The following is a 23,215-nucleotide window of genomic DNA, read 5'->3' on the forward strand; positions in this document are numbered from 1 at the left end:
GCTACGCCCCGATCCGTCGCAGCGCCTCTGCAACGGTCACGATCGGCATGTTGCGCTTACCAGCGGCCTCCAGCGCATGACGCATCAGGCGCGGCGTGCAGCCATAGGGGCTTGGCGCATCGGCGACGTCGTGGCCGTAGAAGATCAGCCAGCCGCCGCTTGCGACCGCCTCGTCGAAATAGCGATCGATGCCTGCCGGATCGATCTCGCAATCCACAAGCGGCGAGGCGCGCAGGAACTGGAGATCGATGACGTCGCTGTTGACGCCGGGAAGAATGCCGCGCGCGGATCGGAAGGCTTTCGCGAGTTGCGGCTTGCGCCAGACCGAGGCGAGCCCATAGGGGTAGGCGAAGTTCTCCAGCGTGATCGAGGAATCGATACCGCGGAAATGACTGCGGTTCCGCTCGATCTCGCGAGCCATCGCGGTCTCATCGAGAGTGGCCGAACTCCGGTGCGAGAAGGTGTGGCAGGCAATCTCGTGACCGGTCCTGTGAAGCCGCACGATCGCATCGTTCGACAGACCGTGCCAATGGTCCGACGGCTGATCGATCAAGCTGCCGGCGAGATAGAATGTCCCCCGACCGCCATGCTGCTCCAGAAGCTCGGCACCCTCGCCTGCAGCGCTATCGGGTGCATCGTCGAAGGTGAAGCTCACCATCGGCGCATGCGCGGGCAATCGGTGCGGCGCGGCATGGAAATGCCGGGCCAGCCGATTGTTCACGCGTCCCTGGAGTGCCGACCACACGCTGCGCTTCCCGTGATACCCTATTCCTCTACTGAAACATTCGTGCGCAGGTTGAGGCAAGCCTAACGCCTGGGTAATCCTAACGTGAGGCCAATGCCGCTTGGACTAGCGCGCCGCTACCGATGCGTCGGCGTCCGCGCCGAGATAGCGCAACCAGTTTCGGAATAGCATTGCCGCCGCGTTGCCAGCGCCGATATCGGCGCGCAAGCTCAGCCCGGGCAGCTCGTTGGCGAGTGCCGGATGGCGCTGATGCGCCGCCTTCCTCTCGAAGCGAGCCAGTTTCTCTTCCGTCGCTGCGTCAAAATAGCTCACCGGCAGGCACGGGTAGATCTCGCGCTCCCGCGCGAGATAGCGGCCGATGTCGCGCAGATATTCGCGCTGGAGCGACAGCGCGTCATATTCCGGGTGGCCCTGGAAGAACACGAAGCGGCTGGCATATTGGCGGACGAAGACGTCGACGCCGGCTTGGGCCGAGCGTGTCAGCACCTGATAGCCGGCCTGCACGAGGTCGCTCTCGGCGATCTCGTTCAGACGTGAATGCGAGACCTTGAGCGGCGCAGGCGCAGCACGGGTCAACCCATCGCGCGTCACGACGTCGCAATCGAAAATGCCGTGACATTTGGCCGGCAGCCGCCGCCGTTCAATGCCGTCGAGGTGCAGCACCGCAGCATGCGCGGCAAGGCACGACCAGATCGTCGAGCGCGTGTTGGTCTTGGCCCAGTCGATGAGGTTCGTGAGGTCCTGCCAGTATGGCTCCTGGTCGAGCTCGGGCGCGATCGGTTCTGCGCCGGTCACGATCAGTCCGTCGAACTTGCCGCGCTCGAGATCGGAAAGGTCGGAATACTCGCTCTCGACATGCCACTTCGCTTCGGGCGACCGCTTCACGCTGGGAAGCGAGAAGCAGTGGAAGCGGATGCGGTGCGGGCCCGCGGCGGCCTGGAGCAGCTTCATGAACTGCCGCTCGGTCGCCTTCAGCGCCGGGTCCGGCATGTTGTTGATCAGCCCGATCGTGAGGTCGGCGCCGGCATGATCGCGCACGAGATCGCCCTCGCCCGGCACCAGGGCCGGGCTCGATACGACTTGATCCCTGTCGATCAGGATCGTCATGGGCGACGCCGCCTACTCCGCGGCCTCGAGCCGCGCCGACGGGCAGGCCTTTTCCAGCGCCTGGTCGATGTCCTCAATGATGTCTGAGGCATGCTCGATGCCGATCGACAGACGGATGGTCTCCGGCAGCACGCCGGCGACGCGCTGCTGCTCCGCCGACATCTGCCGATGGGTGGTCGAGGCCGGATGGCAGGCCAGCGACTTGGCATCGCCGATATTGACAAGCCGCGTGATCAGCTTCAGCGCATCATAGAAGGTCTTGCCGGCCTCCATGCCCCCCTTGATGCCGAAGGTGAAGAGTGAGGAGGCGTTACCATTCAGGTACTTCTGCACCAGCGGATAATAGGGACTGTCCGGAAAGCCGGTGTAATTGACCCAGGCGACGCGCGGATCGCCGCGGAGGAATTCGGCGACCTTGCGCGCATTCTCGACATGGCGCTCCATGCGCAGCGCGACGGTCTCGATGCCCTGGAGCAGCAGGAAGGCGTTGAACGGTGACAGCACCGAGCCCATGGTGCGCTGATAAACGCTGCGCGCCCGCTCGATGAAGGCGGTGCGGCCGAACCGCTCGGCATAGACCAGACCGTGATAGGAGGCATCCGGCTTGTTGTAGGCCGGGAAGCGCTCGGCGTGCTTGGCCCAGGGGAAATTTCCGGAATCGACGATGGCGCCGCCGAGCGTGGTGCCGTGACCGCCCAGGAACTTGGTGAGCGAATGCACCGCGATGTCCGCGCCATAGTCGAACGGCTTGAGCAGGATCGGCGTGGCCACGGTGTTGTCGACGATCAGCGGCACGCCATGCGCATGCGCGATTCTAGCCAACGCCTCGATGTCGCAGACATTGCCGGCGGGATTACCGATGGTCTCGGCGAAAACGGCGCGGGTGTTCTCGTCGATCAGCCTCGCGATCGCCTCGGGATGGTCGCTCTCGGCGAAGCGGCCGGTGATGCCCTGCCGCGGCAGGATGTGCGAGAGCAGCGTGTGCGTGGTGCCGTAAAGCTGCGGCACGGAAACGATGTTGCCGCCGTGATCGGCGACGTTGACGAAGGCGAAATGCAGCGCGGCCTGTCCGGTCGCGACCGCAAGCGCGCCGACGCCGCCTTCGAGCTGGGCGATGCGCTTCTCCAGCACCGCACTGGTCGGATTGGCGATACGGCTGTAGCGAAAGCCGTCGGTCTCGAGATTGAACAGGGCGGCACCGTGATCGGCGCTGTCGAAGGCGTAGGCCGCGGTCTGGTAGATCGGCACGGCAACCGCGTGCGTGGTCGCTTCGGGCTCGTAGCCGGCGTGAATAGCGATCGTCTCGTTGCGCATCGTGCCACCTCCGCGTGGGGCGGGCCGCACTTATTGGCCTAGAATGAGGCATGTGCGTTGTCCGCCGTCCTCGTGTTAGAGGCGGGTGGTAAAGCGGACAATAATTCGTATAGAGATCGAGGAAGTAACCCTAACCGCCGTTGGCAAATTGGCTAAAGTTCGAGTTAAATTGGATTAATCAATTAGCGGCGGCGATGTCGGCTACCGACGCCCTGTGGTGATCCCCAGCGAAAGCGTACTTCCGCCACTTCCCGGATGTGGGCGCGGGCCTTGTCCTTTTCCCGTTCGGACCGGACGATCCTCCATGGGATCAACGGAGCCTTACTCGGCAGCCATTGCCGCTTGCAATTCCGGCTTCTCGCGTGAAGCCTCATGCATATCATCTGCGGTCGGCTTGATCCGGAACCACGCTGCATAGAGCGCTGGGAGGAACAGCAGGATCAGCACCGTTCCGACCGCGGTGCCGCCGATCAACGTGTAGGCCATCGATCCCCAAAAGACGGAGTGCGTGAGCGGGATGAAGGCAAGCACCGCAGCAAGCGCCGTGAGGATCACGGGCCTGGTGCGTTGGACTGTGGCTTCGATGACAGCGTGATAGTCGTCAAGTCCGGCGGCGAGGTTCTCCTTGATCTGTTCGGTCAGAATCAGAGTGTTGCGCATTAGAATGCCCGCCAGTCCGATCAGGCCCAGGATCGCGTTGAACCCGAACGGCTGGTTGAAGAGGAGCAGTGCCGGCACGACGCCGACGAGGCCGAGCGGTCCGGTTAGCACGACCATCGCCATCGTCGAGAAGGACCTCACCTGTAGCATGACGACGATCAGCATCGCGGCAATCATGGCGGGGAAGATCGTCGCCAGCGCGTCGTTTGCCTTGGTAGCTTCCTCGATCGATCCGCCGAGCTCGATACGATAGCCGGCCGGAAGGGAGGCGATCAGCGGCTGCAGGGCCGTCTTGATCTCCTTGGAGACCTCCGGAGGTTGGTTCGCCTCATTGATATCAGAGCGAATGGTGACGACCGGCGTGCGATCGCGGCGCTTCATGATCGGCTCTTCGAGTCGGATTTCCGAATGACCGACCTGGTCGAGCGGAATCGAGCGGCCGTCCCTGCTCATCAATGAGAAATCCGCCAGACGCGATGGATCCAGCCGCTCGCCGCCGGCGCTGCGCGCCACGATGGGGACATTGCGGATGTCCTCGCGAACCTGGGTCACGGCAATGCCAGTGAGCAGGAATTGGAGCTGGCGGCCCACCTCGGCCGGCGAAAGGCCGATCAGGTTCAGCCGATCCTGATCTGGGATGAAGCGGAGCACTGGCGTGCGATCGCCCCAATCCCGATTTGCCTGCCGCGCGTCATGAACGTCACGCATGACTTCGAGAGCCTTCTGAGAGATGGCATACAATTGAGCGGGATCCGGCCCCATGATCCGGAACTCCACCGGGAAGGGCGTATAAGGTCCGAACACGAGTTGGGTGACGCGCACATTGGCCTCGGGTGCCAGGCCCTGTGACACGGTCTGCCGGAGCCGGTGCTTCAAAGCCTCCCGCGCCTCTGCGTCAGGCGTCAGGACGACGATCTTTGCGAAGGCCGGATCGGGCAGCTCCGGCGCCATCGCGAAGAAGAAGCGCGGCGCACCCTGACCGACATAGCTGGTAATGATTTTGGCCTCGGGTTGATCGTGCAGCCAACCCTCGAGCTTCTCGACGGTGGCCGTGGTCGTCTCGATGCTGGTGCCTTCCGGCAGACGGACCTCCACCAGCACTTCCGGGCGGTCGGATGTCGGGAAGAACTGCTGCTTGACTCCGCCCATGCCGACGACGGAAAGCGCGAAGGCGACGGCGACGATGCTGGAGGTCAGGAATTTGTGGCGCACGGCGAGGGTGATGAGGCTACGCAGGCGCTGATAGTTGGGCGTGCCGTAAATCGCGTGGTGACCGCCTTCGACCGGCTTGATCGCGGGCAGCATCTTGACGCCAAGATAGGGCGTGAAGATCACCGCGACGATCCAGGAGACGATGAGGGCGAAGCCCACGACCCAGAAGATGTTGCCGGCATATTCGCCGGCGGTCGAGCGGGCGAAGCCCACCGGCAGGAAGCCTGCGATCGTCACGAGCGTTCCGGACAGCATCGGCGCCGCGGTGTGGCTCCACGCGTAGGCTGCCGCGCTGATGCGGTCCATGCCCTCTTCCATCTTCACCACCATCACCTCGATGGCGATGATGGCGTCGTCGACGAGGAGACCGAGCGCCAGGATCAAAGCACCGAGCGTGATGCGGTCGAAGAACCGGCCGGTCTCCAGCATGATCAGGAACACGACGGCGAGCGTCAAAGGCACGGCAGCCGCCACGACGATGCCGACGCGCCAGCCGAGGCTGAGAAGGCTCACCAGCAACACCACGCCGAGCGCCATCGCGAACTTCATCATGAATTCGTCGACCGCCGAGGTGATGTTGACGGCCTGGTCGCTGACCTTGGCCAGGCTCATTCCGAGCGGCAGCGTCCCAGCGATCGCTGCGGACCTCTCCTCCAGCGCCTTGCCGAGCGCCAGACCATTCCAGCCCTCCTGCATCACCGCTGCGAGCATGATGGTGGGCTCGCCCTGGTGCCTGATGATGTAGGTGGGTGGATCCTCGTAGCCGCGGCGGACCTCGGCAATGTCGGACAGCTTCAGCGTCCGCCCGGCAGCGACGATCGGCGTGTCGGCGATCGCCTCGACGCTGTCATAGGCGCCGTCGACCCGGATGAAGACCTGCGGTCCCTTGGTGTCGATCGAGCCTGCCGGCGTGACGGTATTCTGCCGCTGCAAGGCGGCAACGATATCCGTTGCCGATACGCCGAGCGTTGCCAGCTTGGCATAGGAAAATTCGACGAAGATCTGTTCGGGACGCTCACCGAGGATGTTGATCTTCTTGACGCCGGGCACGTGCAAGAGGTCCTGACGGATGGTCTCGGCTTGCCTTGCGAGTTCGCGCATCGGCATGCCCTTGGCCTTGAGCGCATAAAGCGCGAAGCTCACGTCTGAATATTCGTCGTTGACGAAGGGGCCGAGCACGCCAGAGGGCAGCTTGCGCGCTTCGTCTCCGAGCTTCTTGCGGGCCTGATAGAACTCCTCCTGCACGCTCGACGGCGGCGTGCTGTCCTTCAGCGTCACGGTCATGTAGGCATAACCGGGCCGCGTCGTCGTCTCCACCCGGTCGTACCAGGTCAGCTCCTGAAGCCGCTTCTCCAGCGGTTCGGCGACCTGGTCCTGCATCTCGCGCGCGGTCGCGCCCGGCCAAACCGTCGTCACCGTCAGGGTCTTGATGGTGAAGGACGGATCCTCGGCCCGCCCAAGCATGAAGAAGGCGTAGGCGCCCGCAGCTGCCAGCAGGAGGATGAAGAACAGGGTGACGGCCCGTTCGCGAACGGCGAGGGCGGAGAGGTTGAAGCTCATCAGTTACTCCTGGTTTCCGACGCGGTCCTGACGCGAGCGCCCTCGTGCAGAAGATGAGCGCCCAGGGAGACAATCTGGTCACCGGACTTCGATCCGGAGATAACAGCCGTTTCGCTGGTCACGCGCAGAAGCTTGACGGGCTGCAAGCGCACGGTTGAGTTCGCGCTGTCGAAGACCCAAACGCCGGTCGTTCTGCCGTCATCGAGCACGGCTCCCAGCGGCACCTGGACTTCCGGCCGATGATCCTGGCTTGCAAGCCGAATGGTGACCGTCGCGCCAAGCGGCGCCGCCGCGGCGTCACCATCGAGCACGTATCGGGCCTCATAGGTGCGGGTCTGGGGATCGGCGGAATCCGACAACTGGCGCAGATGCGCGGTAAAGCGGCGCCCATCGCTCCCATACAGGCTCGCCTCGGCGAGCGATCCGATCGCCGGCCGGGTCGTTTCGGGAAGCGCCACCACAGCTTCGCGAGGACCGGACTGGGCCAGCCGAACCACCGCCTGGCCGGCGGCGACGACTTGGCCGGGCTCACCAAGCGTTTGGGTGACCGTTCCGTCAGCGTCCGCCACCAGCACGGAATAGGTCGCCTGGTTCTCGGCGACTCCTGCTTCGGCTTCGGCTGCCGCGAGCTGCGCCTTGGCGGTGTCCGATGCGGCCTTCGCCTGCTCGTAGCGTTGCTTTGACGTCCATCCGTCGTTCACCAGATTGGCGTAGCGCCGCTCGTCGGCGTCGGTCTGAACGACAACCGCACGCGCAGCGGCGACGGCGTTGCGCTTCGCTGTGACCGCCAGGCGTAGGTCGGTTTCGTCGATCCGCATCAGCGGCTGGCCGGATTTGACCTGCTCACCGACATTCACGAGTCGTTCGACGATCTTCCCGGCAACGCGGAAACCGAGATTGCTTTCCACGCGCGCGCCGACGGTCCCCGTGAAACCACGTTCAGATCCGCTGACAAGAGTGGGCGTCACCAGGCGGACCATAGGGGGCTCTTGCCTGGGGTCGATGACCGCGGAGGCTTCATGGCCGGGAATCGCAAGAGCAACGAAGGTAGCCACCCCCACCGGGATCAAAATACCGGCGAGCATCGCAACACCCCTTTTCATGACCGTCTCCTTTGAGATTTTAGGTTTCGATCTACCTCTATATGGAATTTAGAGGTCGATCGCAATCTAAAAATCAAGATGATCACGGGAGCGTGATCCCGAGAAGACGGGTTCTCGCCGCGCTGCGCTTAAGATCTACCCGCGCGGACTTATAGATTGCAGTTGAACTCTATATTGGCTATAGAGGTTGGACGAAATCCAAATGGAGATCCGCGATGCGAGTGAGTCGCACCCAGGCGGCCGAGAACCGCCAAACCGTGATCAATGTGGCCAGTCGCCTCTTCCGGGAGCGCGGCTTTGATGGCATCGGCCTCAAAGATCTAATGAAGGGGGCCGGGCTAACCCAAGGCGCCTTCTACAAGCAGTTCGCATCAAAAGAGGATCTGGCGGTGGAGGCGTCCAGGCGCGCATTGGAAAGCGCATCCGGGCGATGGTCAGACGCGGCCGCGACCCATCCCGACGATCCACTCGGCGCAGTGATTGGGTTCTACCTCAGCGGCGACCATCGCGGAGAGAGGATGGACGGCTGCCCGATCGTGGCGCTTGGCTCGGATGCCGCCCGACAGGGCCCCGAGGTGAAGGCGGAATTCGAAGCAGGAATCAAAGCGCATCTCGACGTGCTCGACCGCTTTCTCGCCGGAACTCGCGACGAGGCCTCCCGCAGCAAGGCCATGGCCATTCTCGCGACGATGGTTGGCGCGGTGACGCTATCGCGCGTAATCAATGACCCTGAGCTGGCTCAGGCCGTTCTGGATGCAGCGGCCGAACAGGTTCGCGCTGCCGCAGCCGCTTGAACGCCCCCCGAAGCACGGAGACAGTCCAATGCTCAGCATCGCCGAAGCCAAACCCAGTTTGTTGGAGATATCGGGCAAGTTAAGCGTACGTTTTCTAAAGACTGGCAGCGGGCCTCCTCTGCTCCTCTTGCATACGATCCGGACCCAGCTGGAATACTTTCGTGCTCTTGCTCCCATCCTCGCGAGATCGCACACAGTGTACGCCATTGACCTTCCCGGTCACGGACACTCGGCAATCGACCCAAGCGCAAGCTTCGATGAACCCTACTTCAGACGGGGCGTGATACGCTTCATCGAAGAGCTAAACCTCTCGGACGTGACGCTCGTTGGTGAATCGATTGGCGGAACACTGGCCCTTACGGTTGCGGCGTCGCTTCCGCAGCGGGTGAAGCGGGTCGTTGCGATCAATCCCTACGACTACGACACCCGTTACGGCGACGGCATTCGGCGCGGCAACTGGTTCGCGAATTTCATCATCGGAAGCTTGCAGATCCCGGTGCTCGGCGCCATCAATGCTTGGCTCGAAAACAAGCTCGTCCTCGGCAAGATCATGGGCGGCGGATATCACGACCCGCGCAAACTGCCGGCCGATCTGCTCGCCGAATTCGGTGAAGTCGCCCGCCGCCCCGGATACAAGCGAGCGGCGCGGAAGGTGCTGGCTGGTTGGCGCTCCTGGAGCAAGGCACGCGACTACTATCAGCAGATCTCGGCGCCCGCGACGCTCGTCTATGGCGACAGCGACTGGTCTCGGCACGATGAGCGCGAACGCACAAGGTCGCTGATTCCCACTTCGCGGATGGTGACGCTCAAGAAGACAGGCCACTTCTCGGCTGTCGAAAATCCGGCGGAACTGGCTCGCGTGATCTTGGGATAGAATACCCGTCCATCAGCGGTGAACGCCGTTAATCCGACACAAGCGACTGTCTCGATCTGGCTCTTCAGCGCCGCAGAGCTCCGGCTGCCGAGACGCTATCCGCGAGCCCCCTCTTCCGCAAGGGGATAGGGATAAGACTATCGCCCTACCCCATCCTCTCCCAGAGCTGGCGCGTCAGCACGCCGGCCCGCTTCTCGATCGCGGCCGCGGCATCGAGCGCGAGATCCTCGCGGTAACGCCCGGCGATGAGCTGCACGCCGATCGGCTTGCCGTCATGCAGCGCCACCGGCACCACCGCACCGGGCAGGCCCAGCACGTTGATGGCGGAGATGAAGCGGATCTCGCCCCAGAAGATCTCGCGCACGCGCTCGGAACTGACGGTGTCGTCGCGCGGGCCCGGCGTCGGCTTCACCGTGGTCGGCGCCAGCACGACCGGATACTCCTCGAAGAACAATTGCCAGGCGCGGATGTGGCCGCTGCGCGCGGCAGTCGCCTGCATCCAGGCCTTGAGATCGAGCACGTTGGCCTTGGCCTTCATGCCGCCCCAGGCCTTGTGGAAATCCTCGGACGTGACCTTCAGCATGCCGGCCTCCTGCATCACCACGGTCTCGTTGGTGATGATGTCGCACCAGGTCTGCCAGACACCGTTGATGTCGGGCACCTCGACCTCGCTGACGCGATAGCCGGAACGGTCAAGATGGTCGGCGGCCTGGCGCAGCGCCGCGGCGACGGAGGGATCGACGTCCATGTCCTCGGGGATCTTCGCCAGCGCGACCTTGATCGGCCCCTTCGGCTTGGGTCCGATCAGCGGTGCCGGCACCCACCAGGGATCGCGCGGATCGCGCTGGCTCATCGCCTCCAGCGCGAGGCGGACGTCGGCGACATGACGGGCGAGCGGCCCCTGCGCCGACATCAGATGCGCCAGCATCGGCCGCTCCGCCGTTGCGCTTCCGTTGAAGGCGGGGATGCGGCCCTGCGTCGGCTTGATGGTGGCGACGCCGTTGCAATGCGCCGGCCAGCGCAGCGAGCCGCCGATGTCGTTGCCATGGGCGATGGTGCCGATGCCTGCCGCGACCGCCGAACCCGCACCGCCCGAGGAGCCACCGCAGGTGATATCAGGATCCCAGGGGTTCAGCGTCAGCCCATGCAGGGGATTATCGGTGAAGCCGCGGAAGGAGAATTCCGGAGTGTTGGTAAGACCAAGGACGATGGCGCCGGCCTTCCTGAGGTTGCGGACAACAGGTGCATCCGATGGCGCGATGAGATCCTTGTTGGCGGGAACGCCGTTGAAGTTGGGCCGGCCTTCATAGTCGACATTCTCCTTGATGGTGATGGGCACACCGTGCAGGAGGCCGAGCTCACCGCCCTTGGCGCGCTGCTTGTCGGCGGCGTGCGCGGCCGCGAGCGCTTCTTCCGAGAGATCCACGACGACCGCATTGAGTCCCGGATTGACGGTGCGCATCCGCTCGAGATGCGTTTCCACGACCTCGACCGCGGAGATTGCGCCGGAGCGGATCGCGGCCGCGGTATCGACCGCGGACCATTGCCAGGCCGGTCCCCTGGGCCGGCGCGCGGTGGCTGATTTGCGCGCGGCGACCTTCTTGGCGGGCTTGATCGTTTTCGCAGCGACGCCCTTTCGCGCTGAGGTCTTCTTGCTCGATGCCTTCTTGCTCGTCTTCGTTGCCGCTTTCCTGGAAGCACTTTTCTTCTTGGTTGCCGTTTTCTTCGCCACGTCGCATCTCCTGAAATTGTGCGGCGGAGGTTACGGACGACGATGAGGCGTGTACAGCCGCGTTTCTGCATGGCGCATTGCGACGGTACACCGATGCGACGAATTGCCTGCGTCTCCTGGACTACACCGGCGGCGGATTCAGCCGGGCAAAACTCTGCTGGATGCGATAGGGATAATAGGGATAGGGCGGCATCACCGTGCTGGCCTCGTCGAGACGCTTGATCTGATCCGCGCTCAGCGGCCAGCCTACTGCGCCGAGATTGTCGCGCAGCTGCGCTTCGTCGCGGGCGCCGATGATGACGGAGGCGATCGTGGGGCGGCTCAGCAGCCAGGCGATCGCGACCTGTGGCACGGTGCGGCCGGTCTCCATCGCGATCGCGTCCAGCACGTCGACGACGGCGTAGAGCGTCTCCTCGCGCACCGGCGGACCGAACTGTGCGGTCGCGTGCAGGCGGCTGTTCGGCGGCAGCGACTGGCCGCGCCGGATCTTTCCGGTAAGGCGGCCCCAGCCGAGCGGACTCCAGACCAGCGCGCCCACCCCCTGGTCGCGCGCGAGCGGCATCAGCTCCCACTCGTAGTCGCGGCCGAGCAACGAGTAGTAGACCTGATGCGCGACATAGCGCGGCCAGCCATGCCGGTCCGCAATGGCGAGCGACTTCATCAACTGCCAGCCGGCGAAATTGGAGACGCCGACATAGCGCAGCTTGCCCGCGCGCACGAGCATGTCGAGCGTCGACAGCACCTCCTCGATCGGGGTGAAGGCGTCGAAAGCATGGAGCTGGAGCAGGTCGATGTGGTCAGTGCCAAGCCGGCGGAGCGCCGCGTCGACCGAGGTCAGGAGCCGCTGCCGCGACGAGCCTGCATCGTGCGGCCCCTCGCCCGTCGGCAGGCTCGTCTTGGTGGAGATCAGCACCTTGTCACGCCGGCCCCTGATCGCAGCGCCGAGAATCTCCTCGGACGCGCCGTTCGAATAGACGTCGGCGCTGTCGAACAGGTTGACGCCGGCATCGAGGCAGATGTCGATCAGCCTGCGCGCCTCGTCCGCATCGCTGCGGCCCCAGGCCGAGAACAGGGGGCCCTGCCCGCCGAACGTGCCGGTCCCGAAGCTGAGGACGGGTACCCTGAGTCCGGAGGCACCGAGATTGCGGTATTCCATGACGGGTTTCCTCCGCTATTCCGCCGGACACGCCGCGGCGGCGACCGACGCGCGATCGAGCCGAAGGCTCCAGAGCGCCAGCGCGAGGCCGATCGCTGTGATGCCGGCCGCGACCAGCGGCAGCGCGGGAAGCCCGAACCCGCGGTCGATAGTGACGCCGCCGGCCCAGGCGCCGAGCGCGTTGCCGAGATTGAACGCGGCGATGTTGAGGCTGGAGGCGAGCGTGCGGCCGCTGGGGCCGGCTGCCTCCAGCACACGAAGCTGGAGCGGGGCGACGGTTGCGAAGGCGGCGATGCCGAGCAGCAGGATCAGCGCGATGGAAAGGATCTTGATCGATAGCACGGCTGCCAGCCCAAGCAGCACGATCGCAAGCGCGGCAAGCGTGCCGGTCAAGGCCCGTGCCAGGCCGCGGTCCGCAAGCTTGCCGCCGGCAACGTTGCCGATCGCAAGCCCGACGCCGAACACCAGCAGGATCGGCGAGACGGCAGCCTCCGAGAAACCGGTGAAACGCGTCAGGATCGGCTGGATATAGGTGAAGACGACGAACAGGCCGGCGAAGCCGAACACGGTCATGGCGAGGCCGAGCAGCACCTGCGGACGACCGAGCACTGCCACTTCTTCGGCAAGCGAGATCGGCTTGTCGCCATTGCCGACATGGCCAGGCACGAGCGCGGCGACCACCGCAAACGCGATCACGCCGATGACCGTCACGGCCCAGAACGCGGCGCGCCAGCCGAGCATCAGACCGAACCATGCGCCGAAGGGCACGCCCAGGAGCGTGGCGACCGTCAGGCCGATGAACATGGTGGCGATCGCGGAGGCGCGCTTGTCCTCCGCGACGAGGCTGGTGGCCACGACCGAGCCGACACCGAAGAACGTGCCGTGGGCGAGCGAGGTCAACACGCGCGCAGCCATCAGCAGTTCGTAATTCGGGGCCAGCGCGCAAGCCGCATTGCCCAGCGTGAAGATCGCCATCAGCGCGAGCAGCACTGTTTTCCGTGGCATCCGCCGCGTCGCCAGCGTCAACACCGGTGCGCCGACGAACACACCGAGCGCATAGCCCGATATCAGCAGGCCGGCGACCGGCACGGAAACATGCATGTCGGCGGCGACCTGGAGCAAGAGGCCCATGATGATGAATTCGGTGGTGCCGATGCCGAAGGCACCGGCGGTGAGCGCGAGGACGGCGGGAGGCATGCATGGCTCCGATGGATGAGACGAAGTCCCGCAGATAGCCGCATGGCCGCAAAACCATTAGAATGTCAGCAATCCAATCATTTGTGACGTGAATTCAACATGGCCCGTTTCGACACCAACCGCTCCGCCGAGATGGAGGTTTTCGTCCGCGTGGTCGATCTCGGCGGCTTCACCCAGGCCGCGCGAAAGCTGCGCCTGACGCCGTCGGGCGTCAGCAAACTGATGTCGCGGCTGGAGGCGCGGCTCGGCGCGCGACTCGTCAACCGCACCACGCGCAAGCTGACGCTGACCGAGGAGGGCCGGGCCTTCTACCAGCGCTCGTTGCGCATCCTCGCCGAAATGGAGGAGGCCGAGCGCGAGGCCGCCTCAGGCGCGGCGCCGCGCGGCCGCCTCACGGTCAATTGCAACATTCCCTTCGGCATGCTGCATGTGGTGCCGTTGGTCCCGCGCTTCCTGGAACGGCATCCCGACGTCACGCTCGATCTCGTGCTGACCGACACGCTGATCGACCTGATGCAGGAGCGCGCCGACGTCGCCATCCGCGTCGGCCCGCTGCGGGCCTCGCGTCTCGTCGCGCGAAAGCTCGGCAGCAGCCGCATGGTCGTGGTCGGCGCGCCGGACTACCTCACCCGTTGCGGCACGCCGAAAACGCCGGCTGACCTTGCCGACCACCGTGGCATCGGCTGGACCTTTCCGCGCAGCATCCGCGGTTGGCCGTTCAGGCGCGGGGATCACACCGAGGAGGCGGTGCCCACGCCGGTCGCGCGCGCCAGCGACGGCGAAGCCGCCCGCCGCCTTGCGCTGGGCGGCGTCGGGCTTGCCCGCCTCGCCCTCTTCCACATCGGCCCCGACATCGAATCCGGCCGCCTCGTCCCCGTGCTACAAGGCTACAATCCCGGTGACCGCGAAGACATCCACGCCGTCTATGTCGGCCACACCGCGCCACTGCCCACGCGCGTGCGCGCGTTCATCGATTTCCTGGCCGAGCACGTGCGGGTGAGCGACCCCGCGCTGAAGCGGGCGGGTGACGGAAGGTGGAGAGTCGTGGGGTGAGGCGCGATGGCGGAGAGAGCGTCAGCCAATCCGGATTGAAATGTCAGGATTTCTCAGCGAAAGTCCTAGCGAGAACTCGTCAGGGGAATTCCACACCAATGCAGTTTGATGACGTCATCCTCGGTCGCCGGAGCATCCGCGGCTACAAGCCCGATCCGGTCCCCAAGGAGCTGATTGCGGAAATCATTGGTTTGGCGATGCGCGCGCCGTCGTCGATGAACACCCAGCCCTGGAATTTCTATGTCATCACCGGCGAACCGCTGGATCGGATCCGCGCCGGCAACACCGAACGGATGCTGGCCGGCATCCCGCAGTCGCGCGAGTTCCGCACGGGCCAGGCCTTTGCAGGCAAGCACCGCGACAGGCAGGTCGGCGTCGCCAAGCAATTATTCTCCGCAATGGGAATCGAGCGCGACAACATGGAAAAGCGTCAGGATTGGGTCCTGCGCGGCTTTCGCCAGTTCGACGCGCCCGTCTGCGTGATCATCACCTATGACCGCGTGCTCGACGGTAGCGACGATACGCCCTTCGACTGCGGCGCCGTGGCGACCGCCCTGGTCAATGCCGCGTGGTCCCGCGGGCTCGGTGCCGTGATCAACAGCCAGGGCATCATGCAATCCCCTGTGGTGCGCGAGCACGCAGGGATCACCGACGATCAGGTCATCATGAAAAGCATCGCGCTGGGCTGGCCGGATGAAACTTTTCCGGCGAATGCCGTGGTGTCGGAACGGAAGTCCGTCGAGGAAGCGACGGTGTTCGTCGGGTTCGAGACGTAGCGCCGCGCGGTCGGAAGGGCTGGAGGCACAGCAGTGATCCGCGCCATGGTCCGACGTGTCCTTGTGCTAGCGGCGGCTTTTGCCGCTGCCTTGACGCCAGTCATGTGTCTTGGCGAAAGCAGCAAACCGTTGCCCGCGAAGGCGACGAGGGAACTACCTGATGAGCTGCTCGCGCTGCTCGAGCAGAAGAAGATGCCGAAATACTCACCTATCCTCGTGCGTCTTTTCAAGGAGGAGGCCGAGCTCGAGGTCTGGAAACAGGACGCGAGCGGCCGTTTCCAGATCCTCAAGACCTATCCGATCTGTCGGTGGTCGGGCGATCTCGGGCCGAAATTGTACGAGGGCGACCGACAGGCTCCGGAAGGGTTCTATACGATTACACCTGAGTTGATGAACCCCAACTCCAACTTCTATCTTTCGATCAACCTCGGCTTCCCCAACACGTTCGACAAGGCGCACAAGCGCAACGGCAGCTTCCTCATGATCCACGGCGACTGCTGGTCGAGCGGTTGCTATGCCATGACCGACGAACAGATCAGGGAAATCTATTCGCTGGCGCGCGACACATTCCTGGGCGGCCGCCTGTCGTTCCAGGTCCAAGCCTATCCGTTCCGCCTGACGCCGGCAAATCTGGCGCGGCATCGAAATAGTCCCAACCTGGCCTTCTGGAAAATGCTCAAGATCGGCAACGATCATTTCGAGACGACGCGACTCGAACCGAAGGTGGATGTATGCGACCGCCGGTATGTCTTCGACGCGCAACCACCCCCGAATTCGGCGAGCCCTCTTGCGTTCAGCCCTGCCGAAAAATGTCCCCCCTTTGTCGTCAATCCGGAAATCGCGCGACGGGCTCTGAAGAAGAGGCGCGCCGACGAGCTCGAATACGCGCGATTGCTTGAAGACAATCTGCCGGCCGCCCCGATCTACAGCGGACTGGACGGCGGAATGAACGAGGTGTTCCTCACACGGTTTCCGGGCAGAGTGACGCTTGCGAAAGTCATGCCGTATGCGTCCTACCTGCCGCAATTGCCACCGATCCCCTGGATCGACAGGGACGGCTCGTTGACGAGCAGATGGTTTGGCAGCTTGTTGGACATGCCGCTGGAGTGTCATCAGACGCGCACCGGCTTCCCGTCAGGTCGGTGCTGAACGCTAGTGCGGCGTCCGCGATGGATCATCAGCAGAAGATGGCTGGCATCGACATTCCGTCCCGGCGAATGCGGTGGCGTCGGAGCCGAGGTCTATCGAGAAAGCTACGGCGTTTGTCGGATCAGGGTTGGATGGGCCTCCCGTAGCACGATGGGGTCATGGGGATGACGACGAAACGGCCCTTTGACGGCTTCGATTTCGAAGGTTTCTGGAACGACTGTCCGTATTCCCTGGAGAACTATGTCGAGCCTCCGCCGACCGACGAGCTGATCGCCTCCATTGAGCATGAGATCGGTGGGTATCGGCTGCCGGCGGCCTATGTCGACCTCGCACGGCGCCACAATGGCGGAATGGTCAACCGCAACTGCCACCGCATGAGGGAGCGTACAGGCTGGGCGCAGGACCACGTGGCTATCGAGGGGCTCTTCGTTATTGGCCGCACGTCCACATATTCACTCGCCGGGAAGTTCGGCGCCAAGTTCATGATCGAGGAATGGGGCTACCCGCCGATTGGCGTCGGAATCGCCGACACGCCGGCCGGGGGCCACGAACTGATCATGCCGGACTACCGGACCTGCGGAAAGCGGGGCGAGCCCTAGGTCGTGTACGTCGACCAGGAGGATGACTACAGCATCGTCGTCATTGCGCCGGACTTCGAGACCTTCATTCGAGGCTTGGTCGAGGAATCCGAGTACGACACTGCCGAGGAGGATCGGGCTGCTGCGATCGCGACCGTCGAGCGGGGAACGTTATCGCCAACCGTGGTGCGAGCCTTGGCTGCCGTCGGCGACCGTCCACCGCACGGCGAACGAATGTTGCGCACCTTGGCCCGGCAGATCGTGGACGAGAAAGGTTTCTTTGCCCTGCACGACGACGAGCGCTCGCACCTGATGTATGGACTGACGTTCTGGCTTTATTCGAGCCTCTGTACGGCCAGATCCTTCGAAGCTTTCTTGGGCCGTCCCGAGACCGGCACCTCCTACGACTCGCCCTGCTTCGAGCTGATGATCGCTCTCGACTCGCCAGCGAAACCTTACGGCTTCAAGACGCGCGGGTACGCCGAGGGCTTTGTGAGGGACTGGTGGGACGCGTGCGTCGCCCGCGGCGACATCGTCGAGATGGCGGAAGGCTATTGTCTGACTTCCAAGGCCGAGGCAGCCCTCGTCGTTCGCTTGGCGACGATTGCTGGCCCCGAAGGCAAATAAGCCGGCGCTATTGATTTGAGCGGGTGGCGGAGAGAGTGGGATTCGAACCCACGGTACGGTTTCCCGCACACACGCTTTCCAAGCGTGCGCCTTAAGCCACTCGGCCATCTCTCCGGAGCGCCCTCTCTTGAAGGGGCGCCGATGATTTTGCAAGCGATCGCGGGGGCATCCGGCGATTTTTCCGCAACTTATTGTATTTAAAGGATAATATCTGGCCTCATGCGTGCCTTGACCCACCTGCCTGCTGAACCGCGGGCGGGTTTGGCGCGACGATTCACGGCAAGCCGCCAAACACGACCGGGGACGCCATGACCATCTGCAAGACCATCGCCGCCTTGAGCCTGATTTCGGCCCTCGGCTCCGCCGCCCCAGCCCTGGCCCAGGTCTGCACCCGGCAAGGCGTCGACGTCAGCTGTGACGATGGTCGGCGCGGGGTGCTTTCGGGCGATGCCATCCTCTGGCCGGACGGAACGCGATCGAGCTCGACGCCGCATCAGAGCGTCGTCATTGGCAACAAGAGCTCGGTCCATGTCGGGCCGGGCGTGTTCGTCGGCCAGGGCAAGGGCGTGGTGCCGCTGGACGATCCCAACGCGCGGAACAAGCGGCAATGCGCGATTCTGGACGGCGTGTCGTATTGCTATTGAGGCTGTCGTTCTCACCTCGCCCGCAAGAACGGGGAAAGGGAGAAGAACTAGATCAACCGCACGCCTGATATCGCCGACTTCAGCCAGCGCAGTGCCTGCGGCGGCTGGGCTGCGAGCGGCGCGACCGCCGCCTTCTCCGTCCGGCACTTCTCGAGTTCGGCGACGAAGTCGGCGGACCATTGCTGGATGGTGTGGCCGCGCAGCTTCTTCATCATCGCGTCCCAGCGCATCTTGCGCTCGGTGAGCGGCATGGAGGCCGCGACCGCGATCGCACGCGCCATACCGTCGACGTCGTGCGGATTGACCAGCAGTGCGGTGTCCAGCTCGTTGGCGGCACCCGCAAATTTCGACAGCACCAGCACGCCGGGATCGGCCGGGTTTTGCGCGGCGACATATTCCTTGGCGACGAGGTTCATGCCGTCGTGCAGCGGCGTCACCACGCCGATCTGCGCCGTGCGGTAGAGGCCGGCGAGCACAGCCTGGCTGAAGCCCTTGTTCAAATAGCGGATCGGCGTCCAGTCGACCTCGCCATGACGGCCGTTGACGTCGGTCACGAGGCGCGCGACGTCGTTCTGGAGAGTGCCATAAGCCTCGATGCCGCCGCGCGAGGGGTTCGCGATCTGGAGCAGCGAGATGCTGCGCGCAAACTGCGGCTGCTCGGTCCAGAGCCGGTCGAACGCGCTGATGCGGTTGACGAGGCCCTTCGAATAGTCGAGCCGGTCGACGCCGATCGCCAGACGCTCGCCGTTGAGGCTGCGCCGCAACCGCGACACATCGGGGTGCGAGGCCGATTTCGCAGCGTACTGCGCAAACTTCTCCGCATCGATTCCGATCGGAAACACTTCACAGCGCGTACGCCCATGTTGCGAGATCGCAACGCCGCCTTCGATGGCGAGGCCGAGCTCACCGCCGACATAACCGAGAAAGTTCTGGCGATCCTCCTCGGTCTGGAAGCCGAGCAGATCGTAGGCCAGCATCGCCGTGATCAGCTCGCGATGGTTGGGCACGCCTTGCACCACCGCGGCGACAGGCCACGGCGTATGCAGGAAGAAGCCGATGGGATCATCGACGCCGAGGTCGCGGAGCTCGGCGCCGAGCGCGAGGAAATGATAGTCCTGCACCCAGAACGCGGTCTTGGCTTTTCGGAAGCGCAGCAGCGCGCGCGCCATGAAGGCGTTGACCTCGCGATAGCTGACATAATCCTCTCGCGAGACGCGGATCAGATCGCTGCGCGAATGCAGCGCCGGCCACAGTGCCGAATTGGCAAAGCCTTCGTAGTAGCCGCCATAATGAGCCGCCGGCAGGTCCAGCGTCGCAATCGCGCCCGTCCCAAGCGCCTCTATCTCGGCGAAGGGTTCCTTCTGATGGCCATCACGCACCCGGCCGGAGGAACCGACCCAGATCGCACCAGAATGTTCCACCACGGGAAGCAGTGCCGCCGCAAGGCCGCCCGTCATGGGCTCATTGGGTTTGCCGCGCGCGACGCGATTTGAAACGACAACTAAGTTCACAGGTCGTCCCCTCCTGTTCATTCCACCTCGTTTAACTGCCGTTCATCAATATGGTTCCTGATCATCGTTTCAACCAATTGAAACCAAAATCAGGCGCGCGCGTTGGAACTGGTTTCGCTTGCGGAACCCTGGGATTTCGCTGCAAAGACGGCTTTTCCGGTCGTGGTGCGCAGCATGTATCGCGGCGCGCAGCGGCGCTGCACTCTGCGCTTTGTGTCTGCGAGGTGGCGCTGCCTTCGTTTCACCTCGGATCGAGCAGGCGCGCAAGGAACGCGCGCACATCCGCCGGCGCATCGAAGTGGCCATTCACGCCCATGGCGCGGCGGCCGACCGAGAAGGCGAGCCCGTCCACGTCGGGCATGATCGCGAATACCGTCTCGTCGGTGACGTCATCGCCGATGAACATCGGGCGCCGCCCCCTGAATGGCTCGTGCGTCATCAGTTCACGCACGCCGGTCGCCTTGGTGAAGCCGGAATGCTTGATCTCGCAGACGAACTTTCCGGGCAACACCTCGATGGGTGCATTGGGCAGGTCGGCGCGGATCAACGAGACGGATTCGTAGATCGCCTTCTCCGCATGCGGCGCCAGGCGGTAATGCAGCGCGAGCGAGTAGCCCTTGTCCTCGAGCAGAATGCCGGGGCTGAGCTTGGCGATGGCCGCCAGGCGCCGCTTCAGCTCCTTGTCGAGCGGGGGCGCATGCACAGCATCCACTTCGTTGTCCACCGACAGCCGCATCTCCGCGCCGTGGCCGGCGACGGCGCGGAACACGTCCGGCGCGAAGATCAGGTCGATGTCGTTGAGCGAGCGGCCGCTGACCAGCGCCAGCGCCCCGGACGTGCGCTCGGTCAGGTGCTTCAGTGTTTCCGACAGGCCCGGCGGCACCCACACCTCGCGCGGTGTCGGCATCAGGTCGAGCAAGGTGCCGTCGATGTCGAGCAAGATCGCGATCTCATCGAGATGCGGCACAAGCGCATGCGGCACCGGCACCGCTTCGGGCGCATCGTCATCCAGCATGGTGCGGTTCTGGTCCAATGCAATCTCCGCAAGTTCAGATTTCATCAGTCTACTCCATAAACGCGAGCGGCCGCGCGATTTGTTCGAGCGATTTGCGCTCCGCGGAGACGGCGTAGCGCCACGCCACGATCGCAGCCGCGATCATCAGGACCGCCCCCAGCAAATAGCCGGCGAACACGCTGTTGCGTGATCCCGTGTCGATCAGCGCGCCGAACAGCGCCGGCCCGATCACGCCGCCGATGCCGGTACCGACGGCGTAGAACACCGCGATCGCCAGCGCGCGAACCTCCAGGGGAAACGTCTCGCTGACGGTAAGATAGGCCGCGCTGGCCGCCGGTGAGGCAAAGAAGAAGATCACCATCCAGGCCACGGTCTGCCCTTGCGCGCTCAGCACGCCGATCGAGAACAAATAGCCCGATAGCGCCAGTAGCACGCCCGATGCGCCATAGGTGAACATGATCATGGCGCGGCGGCCGAGCGTATCGAACAAACGGCCGAGCAGCAGGGGCCCGAGGAAATTGCCGGCGGCAAAGGGCAACAGGTACCAGCCGACGTGATCGGCCCTGATGCCGTAGAAATCGGTCAGCACCAGCGCGAAGGTGAAGAAGATGGCGTTGTAGAAGAACGCCTGGGCGCTCATCAGGACGAGGCCGACCACCGCACGCTTGCGATAGGCCGAGAACAGCGTGTGAACGACCTCGGCGAGCGGCGTGTGATCGCGCATCCTCAGGCGGATCTTCGTGAAGCGCCCGTCCGTCAGATCCTGATCATGCCCGATCACCGAGCGCTCGATCCCGTCGACGATGGCATGGGCCTCGTCGGGACGGCCATGGATCATCAGCCAGCGCGGACTTTCCGGGATCCACATTCGCATCAACAGCACGACGAGGCCGAGGGTCGCGCCTATGAGAAAAGCCAGGCGCCAGCCGAGCTCGGGATCGATCACGGCAGGATCGAGCAGCACGATGGCCGCCACCGCACCCATCGCGGCGCCGATCCAGAAACTGCCGTTGATGACGAGATCGGTCCAGCCGCGATAGCGCGCCGGCACCAGCTCCTGGATGGTCGAATTGATCGCGGTGTACTCGCCGCCTATGCCGGCGCCGGTGAGGAAGCGAAACAGCGCGTAGCTCGCGACATCCCATGACAGCGCGGTCGCCGCCGTTGCCGAGAGATAGAGCGCAAGCGTGATGAAGAACAGCTTCTTGCGGCCGATGCGATCGGTCAGCCAGCCGAAGCCGAGCGCGCCGAGCACGGCGCCCGCCAGATAGGCGGAGTTGGCGATGCCGAGATCGAGATTGGAGAACTGCAGCGAGGGACTCTGCTTCAGCGCCCCCGAGAGCGCACCGGCCAGCGTCACCTCGAGCCCGTCGAGGATCCAGGTGATGCCCAGCGCGAGCACGACACGGGTGTGGAAGCCGCTCCACGGCAGCGCGTCCAGCCGCGAGGGAATGCTGGTCTCGACGATACGGTCGGTCGCGGTCGCCGCCGGGACTACGGGTGCATAGTTCAGCGCTGGGCTTTGCTGCAATTCCATCGGGCTGTTGCGTCTGATCAATGGAAAGGACCCCTCTCACGTGACGTGGACGGGTCGATCCGATCATCGGGGTGCGGCAATTCGCCTGCCACCTGCGACAACGCCTGCGGCGAGGCCAGGTTCCCATGGGAACGCCCGTTGGCACCGCTCGTTTCCAATGGAGCCGCAAGGAGTTGACGCATGGCTCACGTCAGAAAGACGACACATTCAAGGAAGACAGGCGCGCGCAACACCGCGCGTGGCAAGGCGAGCACGACGCGCAAGAGGTCAAATCGCCGAGCAACACCGAAGCGCTGGTCGCAACGGGTGACGCGGGAGAGCGACGCGCTCGATCTCGAGCACGGAGTGTTCAAGCTCAGGGATCCCCGGAAGATCGCAGCCTCCCTGAAGCGCTCGGCGGAGCACAGCTCGCGTCGCAAGACCGGCGCCTATCGCTCGGCGCTGTCGATGCTGACCTTCTACATCAACCGCGCCGGCAAGACGCTGCCGAAGACACAGCGAACGCGACTGGAGCGCGCGAAGGTGGAGCTGAAGCGGGCGTTCGGGAGGGAATAAGACTCACACGCTGCTTCCTCCGCCGTCGTCCCGGACAAGCGCGCCCAAAGCGCGCGCCGATCCGGGATCCATAGCCACAGGGAGTGGTTTGGCGAAGACTCGGAGTTGCCACCGTCCGTCCCAACGACGCCCAGGGAGTATGGGTCCCGGATCTACGCGCGCCTGAGGGGCGCGCTTGTCCGGAACGACGGCGGAGGGCGGTGCGACAGCAGCGCACCTACGCCGCGCGGATATTCCCCATGAAGCGGTCGAGCTCGGCGCGCAGGCGGGTGCTCTCGCTCGACAGGGTCTTGGCCGAATTCAGCACCTCTTCCGA

At 64.2% G+C, this 23,215-nt stretch carries 20 protein-coding genes and 1 tRNA gene; 9 read left to right on the plus strand and 12 right to left on the minus strand.

What is annotated here, in order from left to right:
- Position 1 precedes the first annotated feature (1 nt).
- The 5 genes from EDE08_RS30835 to EDE08_RS30855 all read right to left on the minus strand — a co-directional run bounded on the left by EDE08_RS30835 (position 2) and on the right by EDE08_RS30855 (position 7,701).
- On the minus strand, positions 2-745 hold the full coding sequence (locus EDE08_RS30835) for a polysaccharide deacetylase family protein (RefSeq protein WP_131872753.1): 744 nt from the start codon (positions 743-745) through the stop codon (positions 2-4).
- 105 nt (positions 746-850) lie between these two features.
- The gene (gene metA, locus EDE08_RS30840; protein WP_131872755.1) at positions 851-1,852 is read right to left on the minus strand and encodes a homoserine O-succinyltransferase MetA; all 1,002 of its coding nucleotides are present in this window, start codon (positions 1,850-1,852) and stop codon (positions 851-853) included.
- Between the two features lie 12 nt (positions 1,853-1,864).
- Entirely contained in the window at positions 1,865-3,166 is a 1,302-nt protein-coding gene (locus EDE08_RS30845) for an O-acetylhomoserine aminocarboxypropyltransferase/cysteine synthase family protein (RefSeq protein WP_131872757.1), read from the minus strand.
- A gap of 321 nt (positions 3,167-3,487) precedes the next feature.
- On the minus strand, positions 3,488-6,598 hold the full coding sequence (locus tag EDE08_RS30850; protein WP_131872759.1) for an efflux RND transporter permease subunit: 3,111 nt from the start codon (positions 6,596-6,598) through the stop codon (positions 3,488-3,490).
- On the minus strand, positions 6,598-7,701 hold the full coding sequence (locus EDE08_RS30855) for an efflux RND transporter periplasmic adaptor subunit (RefSeq protein WP_131872761.1): 1,104 nt from the start codon (positions 7,699-7,701) through the stop codon (positions 6,598-6,600). The genes EDE08_RS30850 and EDE08_RS30855 overlap by 1 nt, the downstream gene beginning before the upstream one ends.
- 215 nt (positions 7,702-7,916) lie before the next feature.
- On the opposite strand from EDE08_RS30855, the gene EDE08_RS30860 reads away from it, so the two are divergent.
- Together EDE08_RS30860 and EDE08_RS30865 are read left to right on the plus strand one after the other, a co-directional pair.
- Positions 7,917-8,495: a TetR/AcrR family transcriptional regulator gene (locus tag EDE08_RS30860; protein WP_131872763.1), complete on the plus strand. Its 579-nt coding sequence runs from the start codon at positions 7,917-7,919 to the stop codon at positions 8,493-8,495.
- Between the two features lie 28 nt (positions 8,496-8,523).
- Positions 8,524-9,369, plus strand: coding sequence for an alpha/beta fold hydrolase (locus EDE08_RS30865; protein ID WP_131872765.1), 846 nt, complete (start codon positions 8,524-8,526; stop codon positions 9,367-9,369).
- 145 nt (positions 9,370-9,514) lie between these two features.
- On the opposite strand, the gene EDE08_RS30870 is transcribed toward EDE08_RS30865, so the two are convergent.
- From EDE08_RS30870 to EDE08_RS30880, 3 genes are all read right to left on the minus strand, one after another.
- Positions 9,515-11,101 carry an amidase family protein gene (locus EDE08_RS30870; protein ID WP_131872767.1) on the minus strand — a complete coding sequence of 529 codons (1,587 nt, stop codon included), beginning with the start codon at positions 11,099-11,101 and terminating at the stop codon, positions 9,515-9,517.
- Between the two features lie 121 nt (positions 11,102-11,222).
- Positions 11,223-12,257, minus strand: a complete 1,035-nt coding sequence (locus tag EDE08_RS30875; protein ID WP_131872769.1) for an aldo/keto reductase — start codon at positions 12,255-12,257, stop codon at positions 11,223-11,225.
- 15 nt (positions 12,258-12,272) lie between these two features.
- The gene (locus EDE08_RS30880; RefSeq protein WP_131872771.1) at positions 12,273-13,454 is read right to left on the minus strand and encodes an MFS transporter; all 1,182 of its coding nucleotides are present in this window, start codon (positions 13,452-13,454) and stop codon (positions 12,273-12,275) included.
- Positions 13,455-13,553: 99 nt separating this feature from the next.
- Here EDE08_RS30880 and EDE08_RS30885 point away from each other — a divergent pair, with 99 nt between their 5' ends.
- From EDE08_RS30885 to EDE08_RS30905, 5 genes are all read left to right on the plus strand, one after another.
- The gene (locus EDE08_RS30885) at positions 13,554-14,507 is read left to right on the plus strand and encodes a LysR family transcriptional regulator (protein WP_131872772.1); all 954 of its coding nucleotides are present in this window, start codon (positions 13,554-13,556) and stop codon (positions 14,505-14,507) included.
- A gap of 98 nt (positions 14,508-14,605) precedes the next feature.
- Entirely contained in the window at positions 14,606-15,283 is a 678-nt protein-coding gene (locus EDE08_RS30890; RefSeq protein ID WP_131872809.1) for a nitroreductase, read from the plus strand.
- A gap of 33 nt (positions 15,284-15,316) precedes the next feature.
- The gene (locus tag EDE08_RS30895) at positions 15,317-16,432 is read left to right on the plus strand and encodes a L,D-transpeptidase family protein (protein ID WP_245524931.1); all 1,116 of its coding nucleotides are present in this window, start codon (positions 15,317-15,319) and stop codon (positions 16,430-16,432) included.
- Positions 16,433-16,590: 158 nt separating this feature from the next.
- Complete coding sequence (locus EDE08_RS30900; RefSeq protein WP_131872774.1) at positions 16,591-17,031, plus strand: SMI1/KNR4 family protein; 441 nt, start codon at positions 16,591-16,593, stop codon at positions 17,029-17,031.
- Positions 17,032-17,034: 3 nt separating this feature from the next.
- Complete coding sequence (locus EDE08_RS30905) at positions 17,035-17,637, plus strand: hypothetical protein (protein ID WP_131872776.1); 603 nt, start codon at positions 17,035-17,037, stop codon at positions 17,635-17,637.
- A gap of 24 nt (positions 17,638-17,661) precedes the next feature.
- Here the strand turns inward: EDE08_RS30905 and EDE08_RS30910 are convergent.
- Positions 17,662-17,751: transfer RNA gene (locus EDE08_RS30910), tRNA-Ser, on the minus strand.
- 194 nt (positions 17,752-17,945) lie between these two features.
- Here EDE08_RS30910 and EDE08_RS30915 point away from each other — a divergent pair.
- Positions 17,946-18,281, plus strand: a complete 336-nt coding sequence (locus EDE08_RS30915) for a hypothetical protein (protein WP_131872778.1) — start codon at positions 17,946-17,948, stop codon at positions 18,279-18,281.
- A 47-nt stretch (positions 18,282-18,328) separates the two neighbouring features.
- Here the strand turns inward: EDE08_RS30915 and EDE08_RS30920 are convergent, their stop codons facing one another.
- The 3 genes from EDE08_RS30920 to EDE08_RS30930 form a co-directional block, all read right to left on the minus strand.
- Positions 18,329-19,792: a trehalose-6-phosphate synthase gene (locus tag EDE08_RS30920; RefSeq protein WP_165936263.1), complete on the minus strand. Its 1,464-nt coding sequence runs from the start codon at positions 19,790-19,792 to the stop codon at positions 18,329-18,331.
- 241 nt (positions 19,793-20,033) lie between these two features.
- On the minus strand, positions 20,034-20,852 hold the full coding sequence (gene otsB, locus EDE08_RS30925) for a trehalose-phosphatase (RefSeq protein WP_131872781.1): 819 nt from the start codon (positions 20,850-20,852) through the stop codon (positions 20,034-20,036).
- A gap of 4 nt (positions 20,853-20,856) precedes the next feature.
- A complete protein-coding gene (locus EDE08_RS30930; protein WP_131872813.1) occupies positions 20,857-22,344 on the minus strand; it encodes an MFS transporter in 1,488 nt (495 codons plus the stop codon).
- A gap of 180 nt (positions 22,345-22,524) precedes the next feature.
- Here EDE08_RS30930 and EDE08_RS30935 point away from each other — a divergent pair, with 180 nt between their 5' ends.
- Positions 22,525-22,899: a DUF3175 domain-containing protein gene (locus tag EDE08_RS30935; RefSeq protein WP_131872783.1), complete on the plus strand. Its 375-nt coding sequence runs from the start codon at positions 22,525-22,527 to the stop codon at positions 22,897-22,899.
- Positions 22,900-23,215 lie beyond the last annotated feature (316 nt).

Source organism: Bradyrhizobium sp. R2.2-H (assembly GCF_004346455.1).
GTDB lineage: Bacteria > Pseudomonadota > Alphaproteobacteria > Rhizobiales > Xanthobacteraceae > Bradyrhizobium > Bradyrhizobium diversitatis.

Excerpts from the sequence above, each read along its gene's own strand:
- metA (WP_131872755.1), bottom strand. The coding sequence starts at position 1,852 with ATGACGATCCTGATCGACAGGGATCAAGTCGTATCGAGCCCGGCCCTG.
- EDE08_RS30845 (WP_131872757.1), bottom strand. The coding sequence starts at position 3,166 with ATGCGCAACGAGACGATCGCTATTCACGCCGGCTACGAGCCCGAAGCG.
- EDE08_RS30850 (WP_131872759.1), bottom strand. The coding sequence starts at position 6,598 with ATGAGCTTCAACCTCTCCGCCCTCGCCGTTCGCGAACGGGCCGTCACC.
- EDE08_RS30855 (WP_131872761.1), bottom strand. The coding sequence starts at position 7,701 with ATGAAAAGGGGTGTTGCGATGCTCGCCGGTATTTTGATCCCGGTGGGG.
- EDE08_RS30860 (WP_131872763.1), top strand. The coding sequence starts at position 7,917 with ATGCGAGTGAGTCGCACCCAGGCGGCCGAGAACCGCCAAACCGTGATC.
- EDE08_RS30865 (WP_131872765.1), top strand. The coding sequence starts at position 8,524 with ATGCTCAGCATCGCCGAAGCCAAACCCAGTTTGTTGGAGATATCGGGC.
- EDE08_RS30875 (WP_131872769.1), bottom strand. The coding sequence starts at position 12,257 with ATGGAATACCGCAATCTCGGTGCCTCCGGACTCAGGGTACCCGTCCTC.
- EDE08_RS30880 (WP_131872771.1), bottom strand. The coding sequence starts at position 13,454 with ATGCCTCCCGCCGTCCTCGCGCTCACCGCCGGTGCCTTCGGCATCGGC.
- EDE08_RS30885 (WP_131872772.1), top strand. The coding sequence starts at position 13,554 with ATGGCCCGTTTCGACACCAACCGCTCCGCCGAGATGGAGGTTTTCGTC.
- EDE08_RS30890 (WP_131872809.1), top strand. The coding sequence starts at position 14,606 with ATGCAGTTTGATGACGTCATCCTCGGTCGCCGGAGCATCCGCGGCTAC.
- EDE08_RS30900 (WP_131872774.1), top strand. The coding sequence starts at position 16,591 with ATGGGGATGACGACGAAACGGCCCTTTGACGGCTTCGATTTCGAAGGT.
- EDE08_RS30915 (WP_131872778.1), top strand. The coding sequence starts at position 17,946 with ATGACCATCTGCAAGACCATCGCCGCCTTGAGCCTGATTTCGGCCCTC.
- otsB (WP_131872781.1), bottom strand. The coding sequence starts at position 20,852 with ATGAAATCTGAACTTGCGGAGATTGCATTGGACCAGAACCGCACCATG.
- EDE08_RS30930 (WP_131872813.1), bottom strand. The coding sequence starts at position 22,344 with ATGGAATTGCAGCAAAGCCCAGCGCTGAACTATGCACCCGTAGTCCCG.
- EDE08_RS30935 (WP_131872783.1), top strand. The coding sequence starts at position 22,525 with ATGGCTCACGTCAGAAAGACGACACATTCAAGGAAGACAGGCGCGCGC.